This window comes from Maridesulfovibrio sp. (assembly GCF_963676065.1).
Taxonomy (GTDB): domain Bacteria; phylum Desulfobacterota; class Desulfovibrionia; order Desulfovibrionales; family Desulfovibrionaceae; genus Maridesulfovibrio.
The window spans coordinates 2,616,980-2,631,163 of the sequence record NZ_OY780933.1 but is presented as its reverse complement, the minus strand read 5'-3'; the positions used below and the strand labels follow the sequence as shown (position 1 = coordinate 2,631,163).

14 protein-coding genes are annotated in these 14,184 nt (G+C 48.3%); all 14 read right to left on the bottom strand.

What is annotated here, in order from left to right:
* Window positions 1-75: 75 nt before the first annotated feature.
* The 14 genes from guaA to ACKU35_RS11655 all read right to left on the bottom strand — a co-directional run bounded on the left by guaA (window position 76) and on the right by ACKU35_RS11655 (window position 14,178).
* Complete coding sequence (gene guaA / locus ACKU35_RS11720) at window positions 76-1,623, bottom strand: glutamine-hydrolyzing GMP synthase (RefSeq protein ID WP_319759404.1); 1,548 nt, start codon at window positions 1,621-1,623, stop codon at window positions 76-78.
* A gap of 12 nt (window positions 1,624-1,635) precedes the next feature.
* Window positions 1,636-3,093 carry an IMP dehydrogenase gene (guaB, locus tag ACKU35_RS11715; protein ID WP_319759403.1) on the bottom strand — a complete coding sequence of 486 codons (1,458 nt, stop codon included), beginning with the start codon at window positions 3,091-3,093 and terminating at the stop codon, window positions 1,636-1,638.
* Between the two features lie 306 nt (window positions 3,094-3,399).
* Window positions 3,400-4,107 carry an ABC transporter ATP-binding protein gene (locus ACKU35_RS11710; RefSeq protein WP_319759402.1) on the bottom strand — a complete coding sequence of 236 codons (708 nt, stop codon included), beginning with the start codon at window positions 4,105-4,107 and terminating at the stop codon, window positions 3,400-3,402.
* On the bottom strand, window positions 4,100-4,903 hold the full coding sequence (locus tag ACKU35_RS11705) for an ABC transporter ATP-binding protein (RefSeq protein WP_319759401.1): 804 nt from the start codon (window positions 4,901-4,903) through the stop codon (window positions 4,100-4,102). The genes ACKU35_RS11710 and ACKU35_RS11705 overlap by 8 nt, the downstream gene beginning before the upstream one ends.
* Window positions 4,896-6,119 (bottom strand): ABC transporter permease subunit, encoded by a 1,224-nt coding sequence (locus tag ACKU35_RS11700; RefSeq protein ID WP_319759400.1) that lies wholly within the window; start codon window positions 6,117-6,119, stop codon window positions 4,896-4,898. Before ACKU35_RS11700 ends, ACKU35_RS11705 begins: the two co-directional genes overlap by 8 nt.
* A 64-nt stretch (window positions 6,120-6,183) precedes the next feature.
* Window positions 6,184-7,086, bottom strand: a complete 903-nt coding sequence (locus ACKU35_RS11695) for an ABC transporter permease subunit (protein ID WP_319759399.1) — start codon at window positions 7,084-7,086, stop codon at window positions 6,184-6,186.
* A 76-nt stretch (window positions 7,087-7,162) separates the two neighbouring features.
* Window positions 7,163-8,278 (bottom strand): branched-chain amino acid ABC transporter substrate-binding protein, encoded by a 1,116-nt coding sequence (locus tag ACKU35_RS11690; protein WP_319759398.1) that lies wholly within the window; start codon window positions 8,276-8,278, stop codon window positions 7,163-7,165.
* Window positions 8,279-8,729: 451 nt separating this feature from the next.
* Entirely contained in the window at window positions 8,730-9,353 is a 624-nt protein-coding gene (locus ACKU35_RS11685) for a tetratricopeptide repeat protein (RefSeq protein WP_319759397.1), read from the bottom strand.
* A complete protein-coding gene (locus tag ACKU35_RS11680; RefSeq protein ID WP_319759396.1) occupies window positions 9,343-9,483 on the bottom strand; it encodes a CcmD family protein in 141 nt (46 codons plus the stop codon). Before ACKU35_RS11680 ends, ACKU35_RS11685 begins: the two co-directional genes overlap by 11 nt.
* Window positions 9,484-9,736: 253 nt before the next feature.
* Complete coding sequence (ccsA, locus tag ACKU35_RS11675; protein WP_319759395.1) at window positions 9,737-10,402, bottom strand: cytochrome c biogenesis protein CcsA; 666 nt, start codon at window positions 10,400-10,402, stop codon at window positions 9,737-9,739.
* 34 nt (window positions 10,403-10,436) lie between these two features.
* Window positions 10,437-11,114, bottom strand: coding sequence for a heme exporter protein CcmB (locus ACKU35_RS11670; RefSeq protein ID WP_319759394.1), 678 nt, complete (start codon window positions 11,112-11,114; stop codon window positions 10,437-10,439).
* A complete protein-coding gene (locus ACKU35_RS11665; RefSeq protein ID WP_319759393.1) occupies window positions 11,107-11,787 on the bottom strand; it encodes an ABC transporter ATP-binding protein in 681 nt (226 codons plus the stop codon). The genes ACKU35_RS11670 and ACKU35_RS11665 overlap by 8 nt, the downstream gene beginning before the upstream one ends.
* A 10-nt stretch (window positions 11,788-11,797) precedes the next feature.
* Window positions 11,798-13,675: a cytochrome c-type biogenesis CcmF C-terminal domain-containing protein gene (locus ACKU35_RS11660; protein ID WP_319759392.1), complete on the bottom strand. Its 1,878-nt coding sequence runs from the start codon at window positions 13,673-13,675 to the stop codon at window positions 11,798-11,800.
* A gap of 86 nt (window positions 13,676-13,761) precedes the next feature.
* Entirely contained in the window at window positions 13,762-14,178 is a 417-nt protein-coding gene (locus ACKU35_RS11655) for a cytochrome c maturation protein CcmE (protein WP_319759391.1), read from the bottom strand.
* Window positions 14,179-14,184 lie beyond the last annotated feature (6 nt).

The window sequence follows — 14,184 nt, the reverse complement described above, 5'->3', positions numbered from 1 at the left end:
AGGACGGGACAATTTCATAAAAAAAGCCTCCGACATAAAATCGGAGGCTTTAATTTTATTTATTAATGGGAAAAACTATTCCCATTCGATGGTTGCCGGCGGCTTGGAAGAGATATCCAGAACTACACGGTTAACCCCCTTAACCTCGTTAATGATCCGATTGGACATACGGGCAAGGATATCGTTGGGGAGGCGGGACCAGTCAGCGGTCATAGCATCAATGCTGTCTACGATGCGCAATGCGATGACATGTTCGTAAGTGCGGTCATCCCCCATAACGCCGACAGTCTTGAGCGGCAGCAGAACGGCAAATCCCTGCCAGACCTTACGGTACCAGCCGGATGCATGCATTTCGTTCTGTACGATCTTGTCAGCCTGACGCAGGATTTCAAGACGCTCTTCGGTAATATCACCCAGAACACGAATCGCAAGACCCGGACCGGGAAAAGGCTGACGCCAGATGATGAATTCAGGCAGACCCAATTCATAGGCAACCTTGCGGACTTCATCTTTGAAAAGTTCACGCAGAGGTTCGACCAGATCGAGATCCATATCTTCAGGCAGTCCGCCAACATTGTGGTGGGACTTGATTACCGCGGAGGGGCCTTTAAAAGATTCGGACTCGATTACATCGGGATACAGGGTTCCCTGAGCAAGGAATTTTACATCCTTGAGTGCTGTTGCTTCTTCGTTAAAAACATCGATGAAGGTGTAGCCGATGAGCTTACGCTTCTTCTCAGGATCTTCAACGCCTTTAAGCTTATCGAGGAAGAGCTTCGAGGAGTCGACGCATTTAACGTTAAGCTCGAAATGCTCTTCAAGAAAGCCGATAACTTCTTCACGCTCGTGCATGCGCAGCAAGCCGTTATCAACAAAAATGCAGTGCAGATTTTTGCCGATGGCCTTGTGCAGCAGAACAGCAACTACAGTGGAATCAATACCGCCGGAAAGACCGAGAACAACCTTGTTGTCTCCGATTTTTTCCCGCATTTCTTTAATGCAATTGTCTACAAAGGAGGACATGGTCCAATCGGCCTTAAGGCCTGCCACTTTGAAAACAAAGTTGTTAATAATGGTAGTTCCGCTCTCAGTATGGGCCACTTCGGGGTGAAACTGAAGAGCGTACATTTTCTTATCATCGTTAGCCATCGCTGCGTAGGGAATGGTCTCAGTAGTACCGCAGACCCTGAATCCTTCGGGAATGGCCTCCACACGGTCGCCGTGGCTCATCCATACGGTGAGTTTTTCCACGTCTTCAATTCCGTCAAAGAGAACGCAGTCGGCAGAACCTTTGAATTCCGCACGGCCATATTCACGATTTTCGGAAGAAACAACGCGACCGCCGAGATCATTGGTCATGAGCTGCATGCCGTAGCAGATTCCGAGCACGGGAACTCCAAGCTCAAGCAGGGAATTATCGAGCTGCGGAGAATCTTCTCCCAGAACAGAAGAAGGACCGCCGGAGAGAATCAACGCACCGGGTCTGAGATCCTTGATCTTCTGCGGATCAACATTACAGGGGTGAATTTCGGAATAGACACCCGCTTCACGGATTCTACGGGCAATCAGCTGAGTGAACTGAGACCCGAAATCCAGAATAATTACTTTATTATCGTGCTGCATTAGGACTCCTGATTAGTAAGAATCAACCCGGTAGTTGGGTGCTTCCTTGGTGATGATAACATCATGAACGTGACTTTCCTTGAAACCGGCAGCGGACATACGGACAAATTGTGCTTTTTCGCCCATTTCAGCGATATTGGCACAACCTACGTAACCCATACCGGACCGGAGTCCGCCGATCATCTGATAAATGCTGTCGGAAACGGGGCCTTTGTAAGGTACACGGCCGACAATTCCTTCGGGAACAAGTTTATTGGTATCGTTCTGGAAATAACGGTCGGAGCTGCCTTTCTTCATTGCGTCGATGGACCCCATACCGCGATAGAGTTTGTAAGAACGACCCTGATAAAGAACTTTTTCACCGGGGCTTTCATCGGTTCCTGCGAACATGGAACCCATCATTACGGTATTGGCACCGGCGACGAGAGCCTTGACCACATCACCTGAAAATTTGATTCCGCCGTCAGCAATAGCGCAAACACCACGTTCCTGACAGGCGCGGGTTGCTTCCATAATGGCGGTAATCTGCGGCACACCTACACCGGCGACAACGCGTGTTGTGCAGATGGAACCGGGACCGATCCCGATTTTTACAGCATTAACACCGGCATCGATAAGAGCCATGGCACCATCGTAGGTAGCAATATTACCGCCGATAATCTGAGTATCGGGGTAGCAGGAACGGAGTTCCTTGATTGCATCCAGAATACCTTTGGAATGACCGTGAGCGGAATCAAGAGTCAGGAAGTCGACCCCTGCGGTGATAAGAGCGGAACTGCGCTCCATAAGGTCACGACCGACACCGACAGCGGCACCGACACGAAGACGTCCGGCAGAATCCTTGGCGGCGTTAGGATATTTCTTGACTTTATCAATGTCTTTGATGGTGATCAGACCGGTAAGTTTGTTTTCCTCGTCAACAACCAGCAGTTTCTCAATGCGGTTGGTGTGCAGATGGCGTTTTGCTTCATCAGAAGAAATTCCGCTCTGCACGGTGATGAGGTTGCGGCTGGTCATCACTTCAGAGATAGCCACGTTACGATCAGTGATAAAACGCACATCGCGGTTGGTGATGATACCTACAAGATGCTCACCTTTAACCACGGGAAAACCGGAAATTTTGAATTCGGCCATAAGGTCGAGAGCCTTGCCGACGGTATCATCAGGATGAACAACGATAGGGTCGGTAACCATTCCGGATTCAGATTTTTTAACCCTTTGAACTTCACGAACCTGATCGCGTACGCTCATATTTTTATGAACAACGCCGACACCGCCGTGACGGGCCATCTGGATAGCCATCTTGGATTCGGTGACAGTATCCATAGCGGCACTGACCAGTGGAATTCCAAGAGTAATCTCTTCGGTGAGTTTAGCGGATACGTCCACGCTATCGGGAAGAACTTCCGAATAGGCGGGCAAAAGCAGAACATCGTCAAAAGTCAGCGCCTGACCTACTATCTTTTCCATATTGCCCTCGCAAAATGCTTTGAAATATTAGCTAAAAGAAAAGAGAAATCATTACATCATGATTCCTCTCATTGGGTCCGGTCCGGTCTTTCTGGCGGTCCACCGGGGCCGGCACCATCAGTTTTACAGGGGTTTTGGCAGGTTCTTCCCTGCCGGGATTTTCAATCTTTGATAAACTGATTATATACTTTTTTTAAACGGACTCAAGGCCGTAAATAAAAAGTTATTAAAAGTGTTCGGCCCCGCATATGTGCGGGGCCGATTTTTGTCAACTGTTATTTGCTCTCAACAACATTGCCGGAAACCTTAAAGTCCGAGATAAGCCTTTTTAATATCATCGTTTGCGAGAAGTTTATCGCTTGTATCAGAAAGGGTTATCTCACCGTTTTCCATTACGTATCCTCGATGTGCTGTTTTGAGGGCAAGGTTTGCATTCTGCTCAACCAGAAAAACAGTAGTACCGCTTTCCTCGTTGATCTTTTTTACTATCTCAAAAATCTGGCGAATAATCAATGGAGCGAGACCAAGTGAAGGTTCATCAAGCAGCAGAAGCTTTGGCCGGGCCATCAAAGCTCTGGAAATAGCCAGCATCTGCTGTTCACCGCCGGAAAGATTTCCACCGAGCTGCCTGCGACGTTCCCAGAGAATGGGAAACAAATCGAAGACATGGTCCATATCGTCCTTAATACCGTCCTTATCATCACGCAGAAAAGCCCCCATATCAAGGTTTTCTGTGATGGTGAGATCCGGGAAAATCAACCGGCCTTCGGGAACTTGGGAGATTCCCATTTTAACGATCTTATCCGGCTTGGATTTATGAATCGGCTCACCGTTATAAAGAACTTCACCGGTTCTTGGCGGAACAACCCCGCTGATGGTCATCAGCGTTGTGGTTTTTCCCGCACCGTTAGCCCCGATAAGGGTAATTATCTCGCCCTGCTTCACTTCAATATTAATATTACGCAGAGCCTGAATGTTACCGTAAAAAGTATTTACATTTTTAAGTTTAAGCATCGACGAGTTCCTCCCCGAGATAAGCCTTGATTACAGCGGGGTTCTCGCTGACTTCCTGTGGCGTGCCGTGGGCAATTTCGCGTCCGTACTCCAGCACGTATAAACGGTCGGACAGAGACATAACCATCTTCATATCGTGCTCAATGAGCAGAACCGAGATATTATGCTTTTCCTTGATGGAAACTATAAGCTCTTCCAGTTCCGCAGTTTCCTGCGGGTTCATACCGGCAGCAGGTTCGTCCAACAACAGGAGAAAAGGATCGGTGGCAAGCGCGCGGGCAATTTCAAGTCTGCGCTGAGCGCCGTAAGGAAGGTTACAGGCCAGCTCATCTGCGAACTGATCGAGCCCCAGCTCCTGAAGAAGCTTATAGCTTTTCATGATGGTTTCCTGCTCTTCCCTGCGCGTACGCGGATCACGAAAGACCGCACCGATGAAAGTAGCCTTAGTGCGGCAATGGCAACCGATCATAACGTTTTCTATTACCGACATGGACGGAAAAAGCCTGATATTCTGAAAAGTGCGGGCCATGCCAAGTTCGGTAACTTTATTGGGCTTCATGCCGTTTATACGCTTAACCCCTTTACCCTTGGGATCGATATTAACATCGCCCTCAGTTGGGGTGTATATTCCGGTAATGCAGTTGAAAAAGGTTGTCTTACCTGCCCCGTTAGGACCGATGAGAGCTACAATTTCTCCCTCGCGCACCTCAAGATCAATATCATCAAGAGCGCGCAGTCCGCCGAAATCCTTGCTGACGCCCTTAACCTGAAGAACTGCTTTTTTTTCATTACTCATTGGCGCCACCTAAAGCTTTTCGCACTGCGCTGATATCAATTTTCTTACGTACATCCCGAATCAATCCCTGCGGTCTGAAAACCATAACCAGAACCATAGTCGCACCGAAAATCAGCATCCGGTACTGGGAAAAATCTCTCATATATTCCGGCAAAAGAATAAGCACCAAAGCACCAAGGATAACCCCGAGAATGGAGCCCATGCCGCCTAGAACAACAATTGAAAGAATAATTGCAGATTCCAGAAAAGTGAAAGACGCCGGGTTGATAAAAGTGGTCTTGGCCGCAAAAACAACACCAACCATGCCTGCCCAAGTGGCACCGAGGGAAAAGGCCATCAGCTTGGTCTTCATCTTGTCGATTCCCATAGCCTGACAAGCTATCTCATCTTCACGCAAGGCCTGCCATGCGCGTCCGATACGGGAATTTTTGAGCCTATTGACTACGAAGATCGTAAAAACAACCAACACCAGCATCAGATAATACATGAAATTGACCTGGGCCAGGAAACCTTTGGCAAGTCCGAAGAATTCAGGACGGGCGATATTGGAAATACCTGATGGACCGTGAGTAAACTCACCCCAGTTTTCCAGAACGAGACGGATAATCTCACCGAAACCGAGTGTTACAATAGCAAGATAATCACCACGCAGTCGCAATACCGGAAAACCGAGCAGGATACCGCAAAAGGCCCCAAGCAAAGCACCAAGTGGCAGAGCCAGCCAGAAACTTATTCCCCAGTACATGTTCATAAGCGCATAGGAATAAGCGCCAACCGCATAAAATGCCACAAAACCAAGGTCCAGCAAACCGGCCAGACCAACAACAATGTTCAAGCCGAGCCCCAGCACAACATAAATGAGCGCAGAGGTCATAACATTGACCTGATACATTGAAAATAATTTGGGGAATGCTACGGCAAAAGCAACTACAGCAATGAGTGTAGGCCAGAACACCTTGGGATTGCCCATCAGCTTTGCGAATAGCGTGACCTTTTCTACACTTGCCTGCTCTTCTTCTTTTCTACCTCTTTCTTTGCGCTCCATCATAAAGCGCCAGAGATAGGAAAGGAAAAAAGCGGCAACACCAACATATAAAACCCGGTCCAGATGCCAGGTAACAGACTTATCAATGGTGTTCACAAAGACCCCCATAATAGGCAGGGTCAAAAACATGAACCATAGTGAAGCCAGTATAGATTTTTTAAAGCCTTCCATATTAAAAAATATCCATTTTTAGCATTTTCGTTCAACGAGTTTCCCCGTCACATCAGCCGGGCTGTTACACCTTCTGGGTCGGAGCTTTTCCAAGCAGTCCGGAGGGTCTGAAGATGAGGATAAGTACCAGCAGTGCAAAGGCGAAAACGTCTTCGTAGTCACTGGAAACATATCCGGTGCAGAAACTTTCGGTCCAGCCGAGAATAAGACCGCCCAGCATAGCGCCGGGAACAGAACCGATTCCGCCGAGGACAGCGGCTGTGAAAGCTTTAATACCGGCGATAAACCCAATATAAAAATTTATCTGACCAATATGTGAGGCAATAAGAACGCCACCTACGGCCGCAAGGGCGGAACCGATAATAAAGGTGGCGGAAATAACCTGATCAACATTAATGCCCACGAGCATGGCCATTTTACGGTTCTGAGCCGTAGCACGCATGGCCTTCCCCATTCGGGTAAATTTGATAAACAAATTCAGGGCAACCATGACCACAGCCGCAACGACAATAATAACAAAGTCGGATGAGCCTACCATGGATTCATATTTACCGAGAAAATGGAACTCGGGAATAAGGCTGGGAAAAGACAGAAATTCGGAAGTCTGAGAAAGCATTACATAGTTCTGGAGGAAAATAGACATTCCAATGGCGGAAATAAGAGGAGAAAGCCTTGGCGCACTGCGTAACGGGCGGTAAGCAATCTTCTCAATTGTGTAGCCATAAGCCGCGGCGTAGACAACAGCCGCGATGGACGCCATGACTAATATGGAAGCTGACGGAAACCCTAAACTGGTCATGATTCCCGCTGCAATAAGCCCCACAAAAGCCCCGATCATGTAAATTTCACCATGAGCAAAGTTGATCAGTTCGATAATACCATAAACCATGGTGTAACCGAGGGCGATAAGCGCGTAAATGCTCCCCCTGGTCAGACCACTGAAAAATAATTCCAGAAAATATTCCATTTGAACCCTGCTGAATCGATAGTCAGGGGACAGACGTCGCGCCTGTCCCCTGAGCCGGAATTGCTAAAAAAGAAGTTTATTTAACTTCCACAAACTCGCCATTTTTCACCTGATATACTGAAAAGCCTACGCCGATAGCATCGCCCTTGGCATCGAATTTAATCTTGCCGACAGGGGTTTCAACTTCGTGGGTACGCAGAGCTTCGACGATTTTGTCGTAATCAGTAGATTTGGCATAATCAATAGCCTTGAGCAGAGCCAGAGCTGCGGAGTATGCTTCATAGTAAAAAGTACCGGGTTCAGCACCGTAGTGGGAATCTTTGTACTGATCGAGAGCTACTTTATACATGGGATTACCGGTAATATCCTGAGGACCGGTAGCGTAAACGCCTTCTGCGGCATCGCCGGTGATGTCGATAAAGGTCTGAGCCTTAACACCATCATCAGAAAGGAAAGGAATGGTCATTTTCTTTTTACGCATCTGGGTAACAATCTTGGAAGCTTCAGGATGGTAACCACCGAAGATAACACCGTCAGCGCCGGAAGCCTTAATCTTCTGCACAACTGCGGAGTAGTCAACAGCACCGGGAGTTACACCCTCAAAAAGGACAACTTTCACTCCGCTCTCTTCGATGTACTTCTTGGTCCATTCTGCAAAGCCTTTACCGTAGTCGCCTTTATCGTGGATAACTGCGATATTCTTCAGTCCGAGCTTTTCTGTGGCGAACTTGCAAGCCAATGCGCCCTGAGCGTCATCGGAAGCGATAGTTCTGAAAAAGTTGGGATAATCACCGCTCAGAGTCAGAGCGGGGTTGGTTGCGGAAGGAGACATGCAGACCAGATTGGAATCTTTATAGATAGGCAATGCGGCCTTGGTTGCACCGGAGCAGATATGTCCAAGTACAACAGTAACACCGTCCGAAAGCAGCTTCATAGCTGCGTTAGTAGCGAACTCAGGTTTGCACTGATCATCCTGAGCGGAAAGGACAACCTGCTCGCCGTTAACTCCACCGGCATCGTTAATAGACTTTACTACAAGCTTTGCAGCTTCAACTGTAGGAAGACCGTAGGAAGCAAGGTCACCACTTTGGGCGCCAGGTACACCGAGAACAATTTTAGCTGCAGATGCAGAACCGAGACTACCGATGGTCATCATAGCTGCGACCAGCAATACCAGCAATGAACGTTTCATTATAACACTCCTTGACTGCGTTAATTTGGGCCGTTCGAGCCCTGTTACCGTATTCACCTGCGTAACAACTCGTGTCTTTCTGCCACAAGAAGAAACGTGAATAACCCTATCATGTTATTACTTCTGTTGAAAACAACAGACTTTGGCAATTTGTTGATTTTCCGTAGCTGATGTCCAGATCCGGCAAGACGGACACTTAAAATTACGAGAAAAGCAATTACCCTTGGCTATTAACTAGCCGGGATTGAGCAAACTTGTCAATGTTTGGCTACAAATTACGAATAAAGTATGCTAAATTAACCAGCTCGTAAAAAATATGTCTGCCAAACCCGATATAACACTTATAGAAAACCAATAATTAAAATTAAATAACTCACATCTGCTTTTTATGTAAAAAAAAGGGGAACCCGTTTTTACGGGTTCCCCTTTTCACTTATTAATTTAATTAAAGCTATTGCTGTGCATCGGCATCGCGTTTCAGCTCTTCTTCTGCACGTTTTTTCATTTCTGGTGAGGATTTAGGATTGCTGATGATCAACTTCAGCTGTGCGGCGGCCTCGTCGTGTTTATGCAGGTAATATTTTTTAACTATTGCCGCATTGAATAATGCCATGGAGTCATCGGGAGTAAGCGCTACGATTTTATCAAAAGCGTCAACTGCTTTCTCAAACTGCTCCGCCTGATAAAAACACATACCCAGGCCCATCAGAGCCTGTACATTTTCAGGTTCGACGCTGACCACTTTTTCAAAGAAGGTCTGGGCGCGGCCATATGCGCGAATCATCATAAAAGAATTAGCAAGCTCGAGCTGAATTTCCATGTTATCTGGCTCTTTACCCATGCGATCCATGAGTTCCCGCACCTGCTTCATAGCATCCTGATTCATGCCACCGCTCATTCCGCCGGGCATTCCGCCGCTCTTGCTCTGCTGCTGGAATTCAACCTTATTGCCGGGATGGCTCATCCGGTAAGTAAGTGAGGCTACAAACAAAACGACAAGAGTAGCTCCCAACATCCAGACCACAGACTTCTGTCCGCCGCTTAAGGTAAAATCCTTGATAGATTTATTTGTCATTATCGAGCATCTCCATCTGCCTGATGCGACGGTCCATGGATGCACCCTTGGCGGCGATGAATGCCAGATATCCGGCAAGTACAGCCCAAACAGATATATTTGCAATTAAGAGATAAGTTTCACTATTCATTATATATACTCCTTGCCTTAGGCGAACCTTCCAGGGATTACCCTCTTTCAAAAAGGGTTTATGAATCCCTAAGCGTTTAATTAGGAACCGCCGCTTTGTAAGGCTGTTTCGTATTACTATTTATATTTCTTTATTCGCTATAACCAGCGAAGCATATTTAAATTATCTCACCTATAAACGTTGGACAAAAGCTTTTTGCTCAAGTCTTCCGGGTATAGAGAGCAGCGCAGGTTTTCAAAAAATCAGCCGGAAGTTAATCCTGATCCCAAACCATTTTGGCATCCAGCTGACCGGAAAGCCTGACCTGACGGTAACGCACGAGCAATAAAACCAGCCAGAACAGGCCGATCGCCGCTATATTGACCAGCAAAGTAGTCAACATCTCAGGCTCCATTCCGCCTCCCTTGGCTCCGATCACGTTCGGGTGGACACTTCTCCAGAGTCGCGCTGAATAAAAAACGAGAGGGACATCAACAAAAGCCACAACTCCGAGAACTGCACAGACAAGGGAACGCCTTTCCGCCGACATGGGCGAAGTTCGCAGCACAAGATACGCAGCGTACACAAACCACATAATTAAAGTAGTGGTCAGCCTCGGGTCCCATGTCCACCATACATTCCAAGCCGCCCGGCCCCAGATGGAACCGGTAACAAGAGCCAGTCCACTGAAGACCACACCGATCTCAGCAGCGGCCCCGGCAATATAATCAAACTTGATATCACGTTTCAGCAAATACGCCGCACTGGCAATAAAAACCACTAAAAAACTGATCATGGCCCAAGCTGCCAATGGCATATGGACATAAAAGATCTTCTGAACCAATCCCATAGTCATTTCAATGGGGGCGTACATCCAGATAAGATACTGCCCGGCACATATAGCCACGCCTGCCAGCAGTGCTGCGATTGCAAGGTTCATTTATAAACTCCGTAAACGATATTATTCGGCGGATCTATTGCTCGCCGCTGTATACAAAAGGAAAAAGGATCAGACCTGCACCACTGAACAAGGCCGAGGCGGCAACAATAATGCCCATCCACGAACTCTCGTCCATAAGGGTAACCCCGGAGAATACCGAGGTCATCAATTGTATTGCTCCAAGTAGAATGGGCAATAGCAGGGGAAAAAGGATCACTGAGAGCAGCGATTCCCTCGCAGCCTGCCCCTGAGAAATTGCGCCTAGCAATGCCCCGAGAGCGACCAGCCCCCAATCCGCAGCCAGCAGGGTTACGGCGAATACTGCCATCGACCCTTTCATATCCTGACCGAGGAAAACAATTGTCGCCGGGAGAAATACGAGCTGTGAACAAAGCAGCAGCCCGAACCCGGCAAGGCCTTTTCCGAACCAGACGGCGTGCAGCGGAACAGGAGATGACAGCAGTCCCAAGCGCGCTTCGTTTGATTCTTCCATTGAAAACAAGGTGTTGAAAACCAAAACAAGTCCGAAAGAAGACGCCAGCCAAAAAATGGCCGAAGCCGCTTGCGGTTCCACAAGCTGTCCTGCCGGACGGGAGAGGCTGAATACAAAAATCAACAGCAATCCCAGCAGTACAGCCTGAGTAAGGCCCTGCCCTCCGCCTATGGAAAGACGCAGATCCTTGGCTGCGATAGTCAGGCCGCGCTTAAGCATTCTCGCCTCCCAATACAGTTTCGGGGACGAATTCAGAAGCAGGACCGAGGTAAGCCATTTTGCGTCCGGCAAGTCCTAAGACCCGGTCGGCGAGGGAGCAATCGTGATTCACATCATGACTGATCCAGACAATGGCTGTTCCTTTATCGCGCATAGCCACCACTTCCTCCCGGAGGAGGTTAAGAGAGGCTTGGTCAAGCCCTGTTCCCGGCTCATCCAGAAAAAGCAGATCCGGATTTACGAGAAACACACGGGCCAGATTCAAACGCTGGGCCATTCCTCTTGAGTATGCTCCGGCCAACTCTTCAGCTGCCCGTTCCAGACCCACCCGCTTCAAAAGAACCATCAGCTCTTCGCGGGAAGGTGAAAGGCCGTACATTGAGGCCCAGAACGAAAGATTCGCCAGACCGCTTAAACGCGGATAAATAAAGGTGGAATGCCCCAGATATGCGGTTTTTTCCGGCTCAGTTAATATTTCCGCAGCTCCGGCCGACGGCCTTGAGAGTCCGGACATTATCTTGAGCAGAGTTGTTTTTCCCGCACCGTTACGACCTACAACGAGGAGAATTTCCCCGCGCAGAACATCGCAACTGACATCCTTAAAAATCAACCGGGTTCCGAAGAACTTGGCTGCCTTGCGTACCTTGAGAGCTATACTACCATTCTCAGCCACTGCGACCCGCCTAGGACAATTTCGGTTTTCTGAAAGCCATGAATCCGAACAGGCACATCAGGGTGCCGCCTATCCATAACCAGTTAATGAGAGGGTTGAGGCTCATCTTAAAGGTGGCTTTGCCCTCATTATCAACACTCAGCAAAGTCGCATATATTTCGCTTCCAAGACTGGGGATGACCGCTACCTCGGCAAAAGGCTGCTCGAAATTACGGTACAAACGGCGTTCGGGAGCGAGTAAGCCGACAGGCTTTCCATTTTGGGTAACTTCCAGAAGAGCGGTAATTTTCGCCATTTCTGGAGTCTGCCCTTCAGTTATTTTTTTAAATGTCACTGCGTAAGTGCCGAGCTGGACGGTTTCACCCTGCTGGACAACATACTGATGCTCAATCTTATTCGGTCCTGACCATGCAACACCGAGGAATACGAGTGCCACACCGAAGTGCAGACCGTAGACACCGATCATGGAACGGACTCTGCGCAGCTGCGGAATAAAGGCGAAAACACCTATAATTCCGACCAGCGAAGCAATTGCAGCGGCACTGGTGATAAGGCCGAGGGGATTATGCATGCCGCAGGCATAGCTGATGGCACCGCCACCGATAAAAGCACCTCCGACCAGAAACAGACCGCGCTTATCAAAGATGCCCTCTTTCCAGTTGAACCAAGGACATACGGTAAAGATAAGGATGATCAAGCTGAACAGAGGCAGACAGACCCTGTTATAAAAACGCGCATCAAGTCCTACCGGATTAGCGCTCCACATCTTACTGATTACGGGCCACATAGTACCCAGACCGACAACAAGGCCGAGACCTAGAAAAGCCCATGCGGCGACAACCAGCATTCCCTGCCTGCTGTTCAGGCCGGAAAGAGTTCTGGATTCCGGACGGGGACCGGCGAGAAGTACAACGGCGATAACAGCGAGATTGCCAAGCAGAAAAATCAGCAACGGCAGCCCTACTCCGTTCTCACCGTAGGCATGCAGAGACTGCACAACACCGGAGCGAACCAGATAAGTGGCGAACACACACAGCAGCAGGGTTAAGCTCATAAGAAAGACGTTGGTCCGCTGCAGGGCTTTACGCTTGATCTGGATGATGGCTGTATGCATAAAAGCGGAAGCGCTGAGCCACGGGATGAGAGAAGCATTCTCCACAGGGTCCCATGCCCAGTAACCGCCCCAGCCGAGTTCCATGTAGGACCACCAGCAACCGAGAATAATCCCGGCGGTCAGGAAAATCCATGCCAGAATATTCCAGTTACGGCAGAAAGAAACCCATGATTTAAGCTCACCGGAAATGTAAGCAGCAAGGGCCAAAGCCGCAGGGCTTGTGAAGCCGGCATAGCCGAGGAACAGAAGAGGCGGATGAAAAATCATGCCCGGATTTCGCAGCAGGGGATTAAGTCCATGCCCGTCCGCAGGTGTGGGAACCAGTTCCATAAAAGGATTGGACCAGCAGGTTAAAAGGAGCAGGAAAAAAGCCTGAAGAACCATGAAAAAGAGCCAGTAATAAAGTCTGGTTTTTTCTGTAAATTCTTCAAAAAGAGCCAACTTGGAAAAGATGACTCCCATAACCGCGATGGAAAGCACCCAGAAAAGGAGGGAGCCGTCAGCTCCTGCCCAGAATGCTGTAATTGTATAAAAGATGGGAAGTGTATTATCTACGTACTCATAAATGTATTTAAATGAGTAATCCCGTGTAATAAGCCCGATGGTAAGAATAACGCTGGCACCGATAACCAGACCGGCAATTGACATATTGGCTTTGTCAATCAATGTCAGCACGCTTTTCTTGCCCGTCAACAGGGCAAGGCATGCATAAGCACCCGCCCCCAGCGCCGCAAGCAACGCAATCAGGAGCAGAAGGTTGGCAAAAAGCTGCATAATATATTTACTCCAATACGGATAAAATCTTTATATAAATAAAAAACTCCGATGCTTAAAGCACGCCGGAGCAAAACCGGGAAAGCTTAGCCTTCACGGTTTTCCTTTTTATATTTGGACGGACATTTAGTAATAAGTGAAGTTGCCTTGAACATCTTGTGTCCATTGACAAAATTACCTTCCACAATAACCTCGACCCCTTCCTTGAAAGTATCAGGAACGGCGCCGCTGTAATCTACGCGGATGGTCTGTGTTTTTTCCTTCTGGTCGGTAAGATCAAAAGCAACACCCAGTCCACCGGTCTTTGACTCGATATTCTGAGGAGCGACCTTTCCGAAAAGCCTTGCCTGTCCCAGCTCGGACTCATCCATGGCAAGCGCTTCTGAAACGTTAAGGAAGTATACACTATCCTGTGAAATACCTGAATAAATCAAATATCCCAATCCACCGAGAAAAAGGATCAAAGCGGCAATATAGACGCCTTTTCCACCTTTCTTGGCCATACTTGT

Bases quoted from the DNA above. Each gene is read 5' to 3' on its own strand.
- guaA (WP_319759404.1), bottom strand. From the start codon at position 1,623: ATGCAGCACGATAATAAAGTAATTATTCTGGATTTCGGGTCTCAGTTC.
- guaB (WP_319759403.1), bottom strand. From the start codon at position 3,093: ATGGAAAAGATAGTAGGTCAGGCGCTGACTTTTGACGATGTTCTGCTT.
- ACKU35_RS11710 (WP_319759402.1), bottom strand. From the start codon at position 4,107: ATGCTTAAACTTAAAAATGTAAATACTTTTTACGGTAACATTCAGGCT.
- ACKU35_RS11705 (WP_319759401.1), bottom strand. From the start codon at position 4,903: ATGAGTAATGAAAAAAAAGCAGTTCTTCAGGTTAAGGGCGTCAGCAAG.
- ACKU35_RS11700 (WP_319759400.1), bottom strand. From the start codon at position 6,119: ATGGAAGGCTTTAAAAAATCTATACTGGCTTCACTATGGTTCATGTTT.
- ACKU35_RS11695 (WP_319759399.1), bottom strand. From the start codon at position 7,086: ATGGAATATTTTCTGGAATTATTTTTCAGTGGTCTGACCAGGGGGAGC.
- ACKU35_RS11690 (WP_319759398.1), bottom strand. From the start codon at position 8,278: ATGAAACGTTCATTGCTGGTATTGCTGGTCGCAGCTATGATGACCATC.
- ACKU35_RS11685 (WP_319759397.1), bottom strand. From the start codon at position 9,353: ATGACAAATAAATCTATCAAGGATTTTACCTTAAGCGGCGGACAGAAG.
- ACKU35_RS11680 (WP_319759396.1), bottom strand. From the start codon at position 9,483: ATGAATAGTGAAACTTATCTCTTAATTGCAAATATATCTGTTTGGGCT.
- ccsA (WP_319759395.1), bottom strand. From the start codon at position 10,402: ATGAACCTTGCAATCGCAGCACTGCTGGCAGGCGTGGCTATATGTGCC.
- ACKU35_RS11670 (WP_319759394.1), bottom strand. From the start codon at position 11,114: ATGCTTAAGCGCGGCCTGACTATCGCAGCCAAGGATCTGCGTCTTTCC.
- ACKU35_RS11660 (WP_319759392.1), bottom strand. From the start codon at position 13,675: ATGCAGCTTTTTGCCAACCTTCTGCTCCTGATTGCGTTGCTTGCGGCG.
- ACKU35_RS11655 (WP_319759391.1), bottom strand. From the start codon at position 14,178: ATGGCCAAGAAAGGTGGAAAAGGCGTCTATATTGCCGCTTTGATCCTT.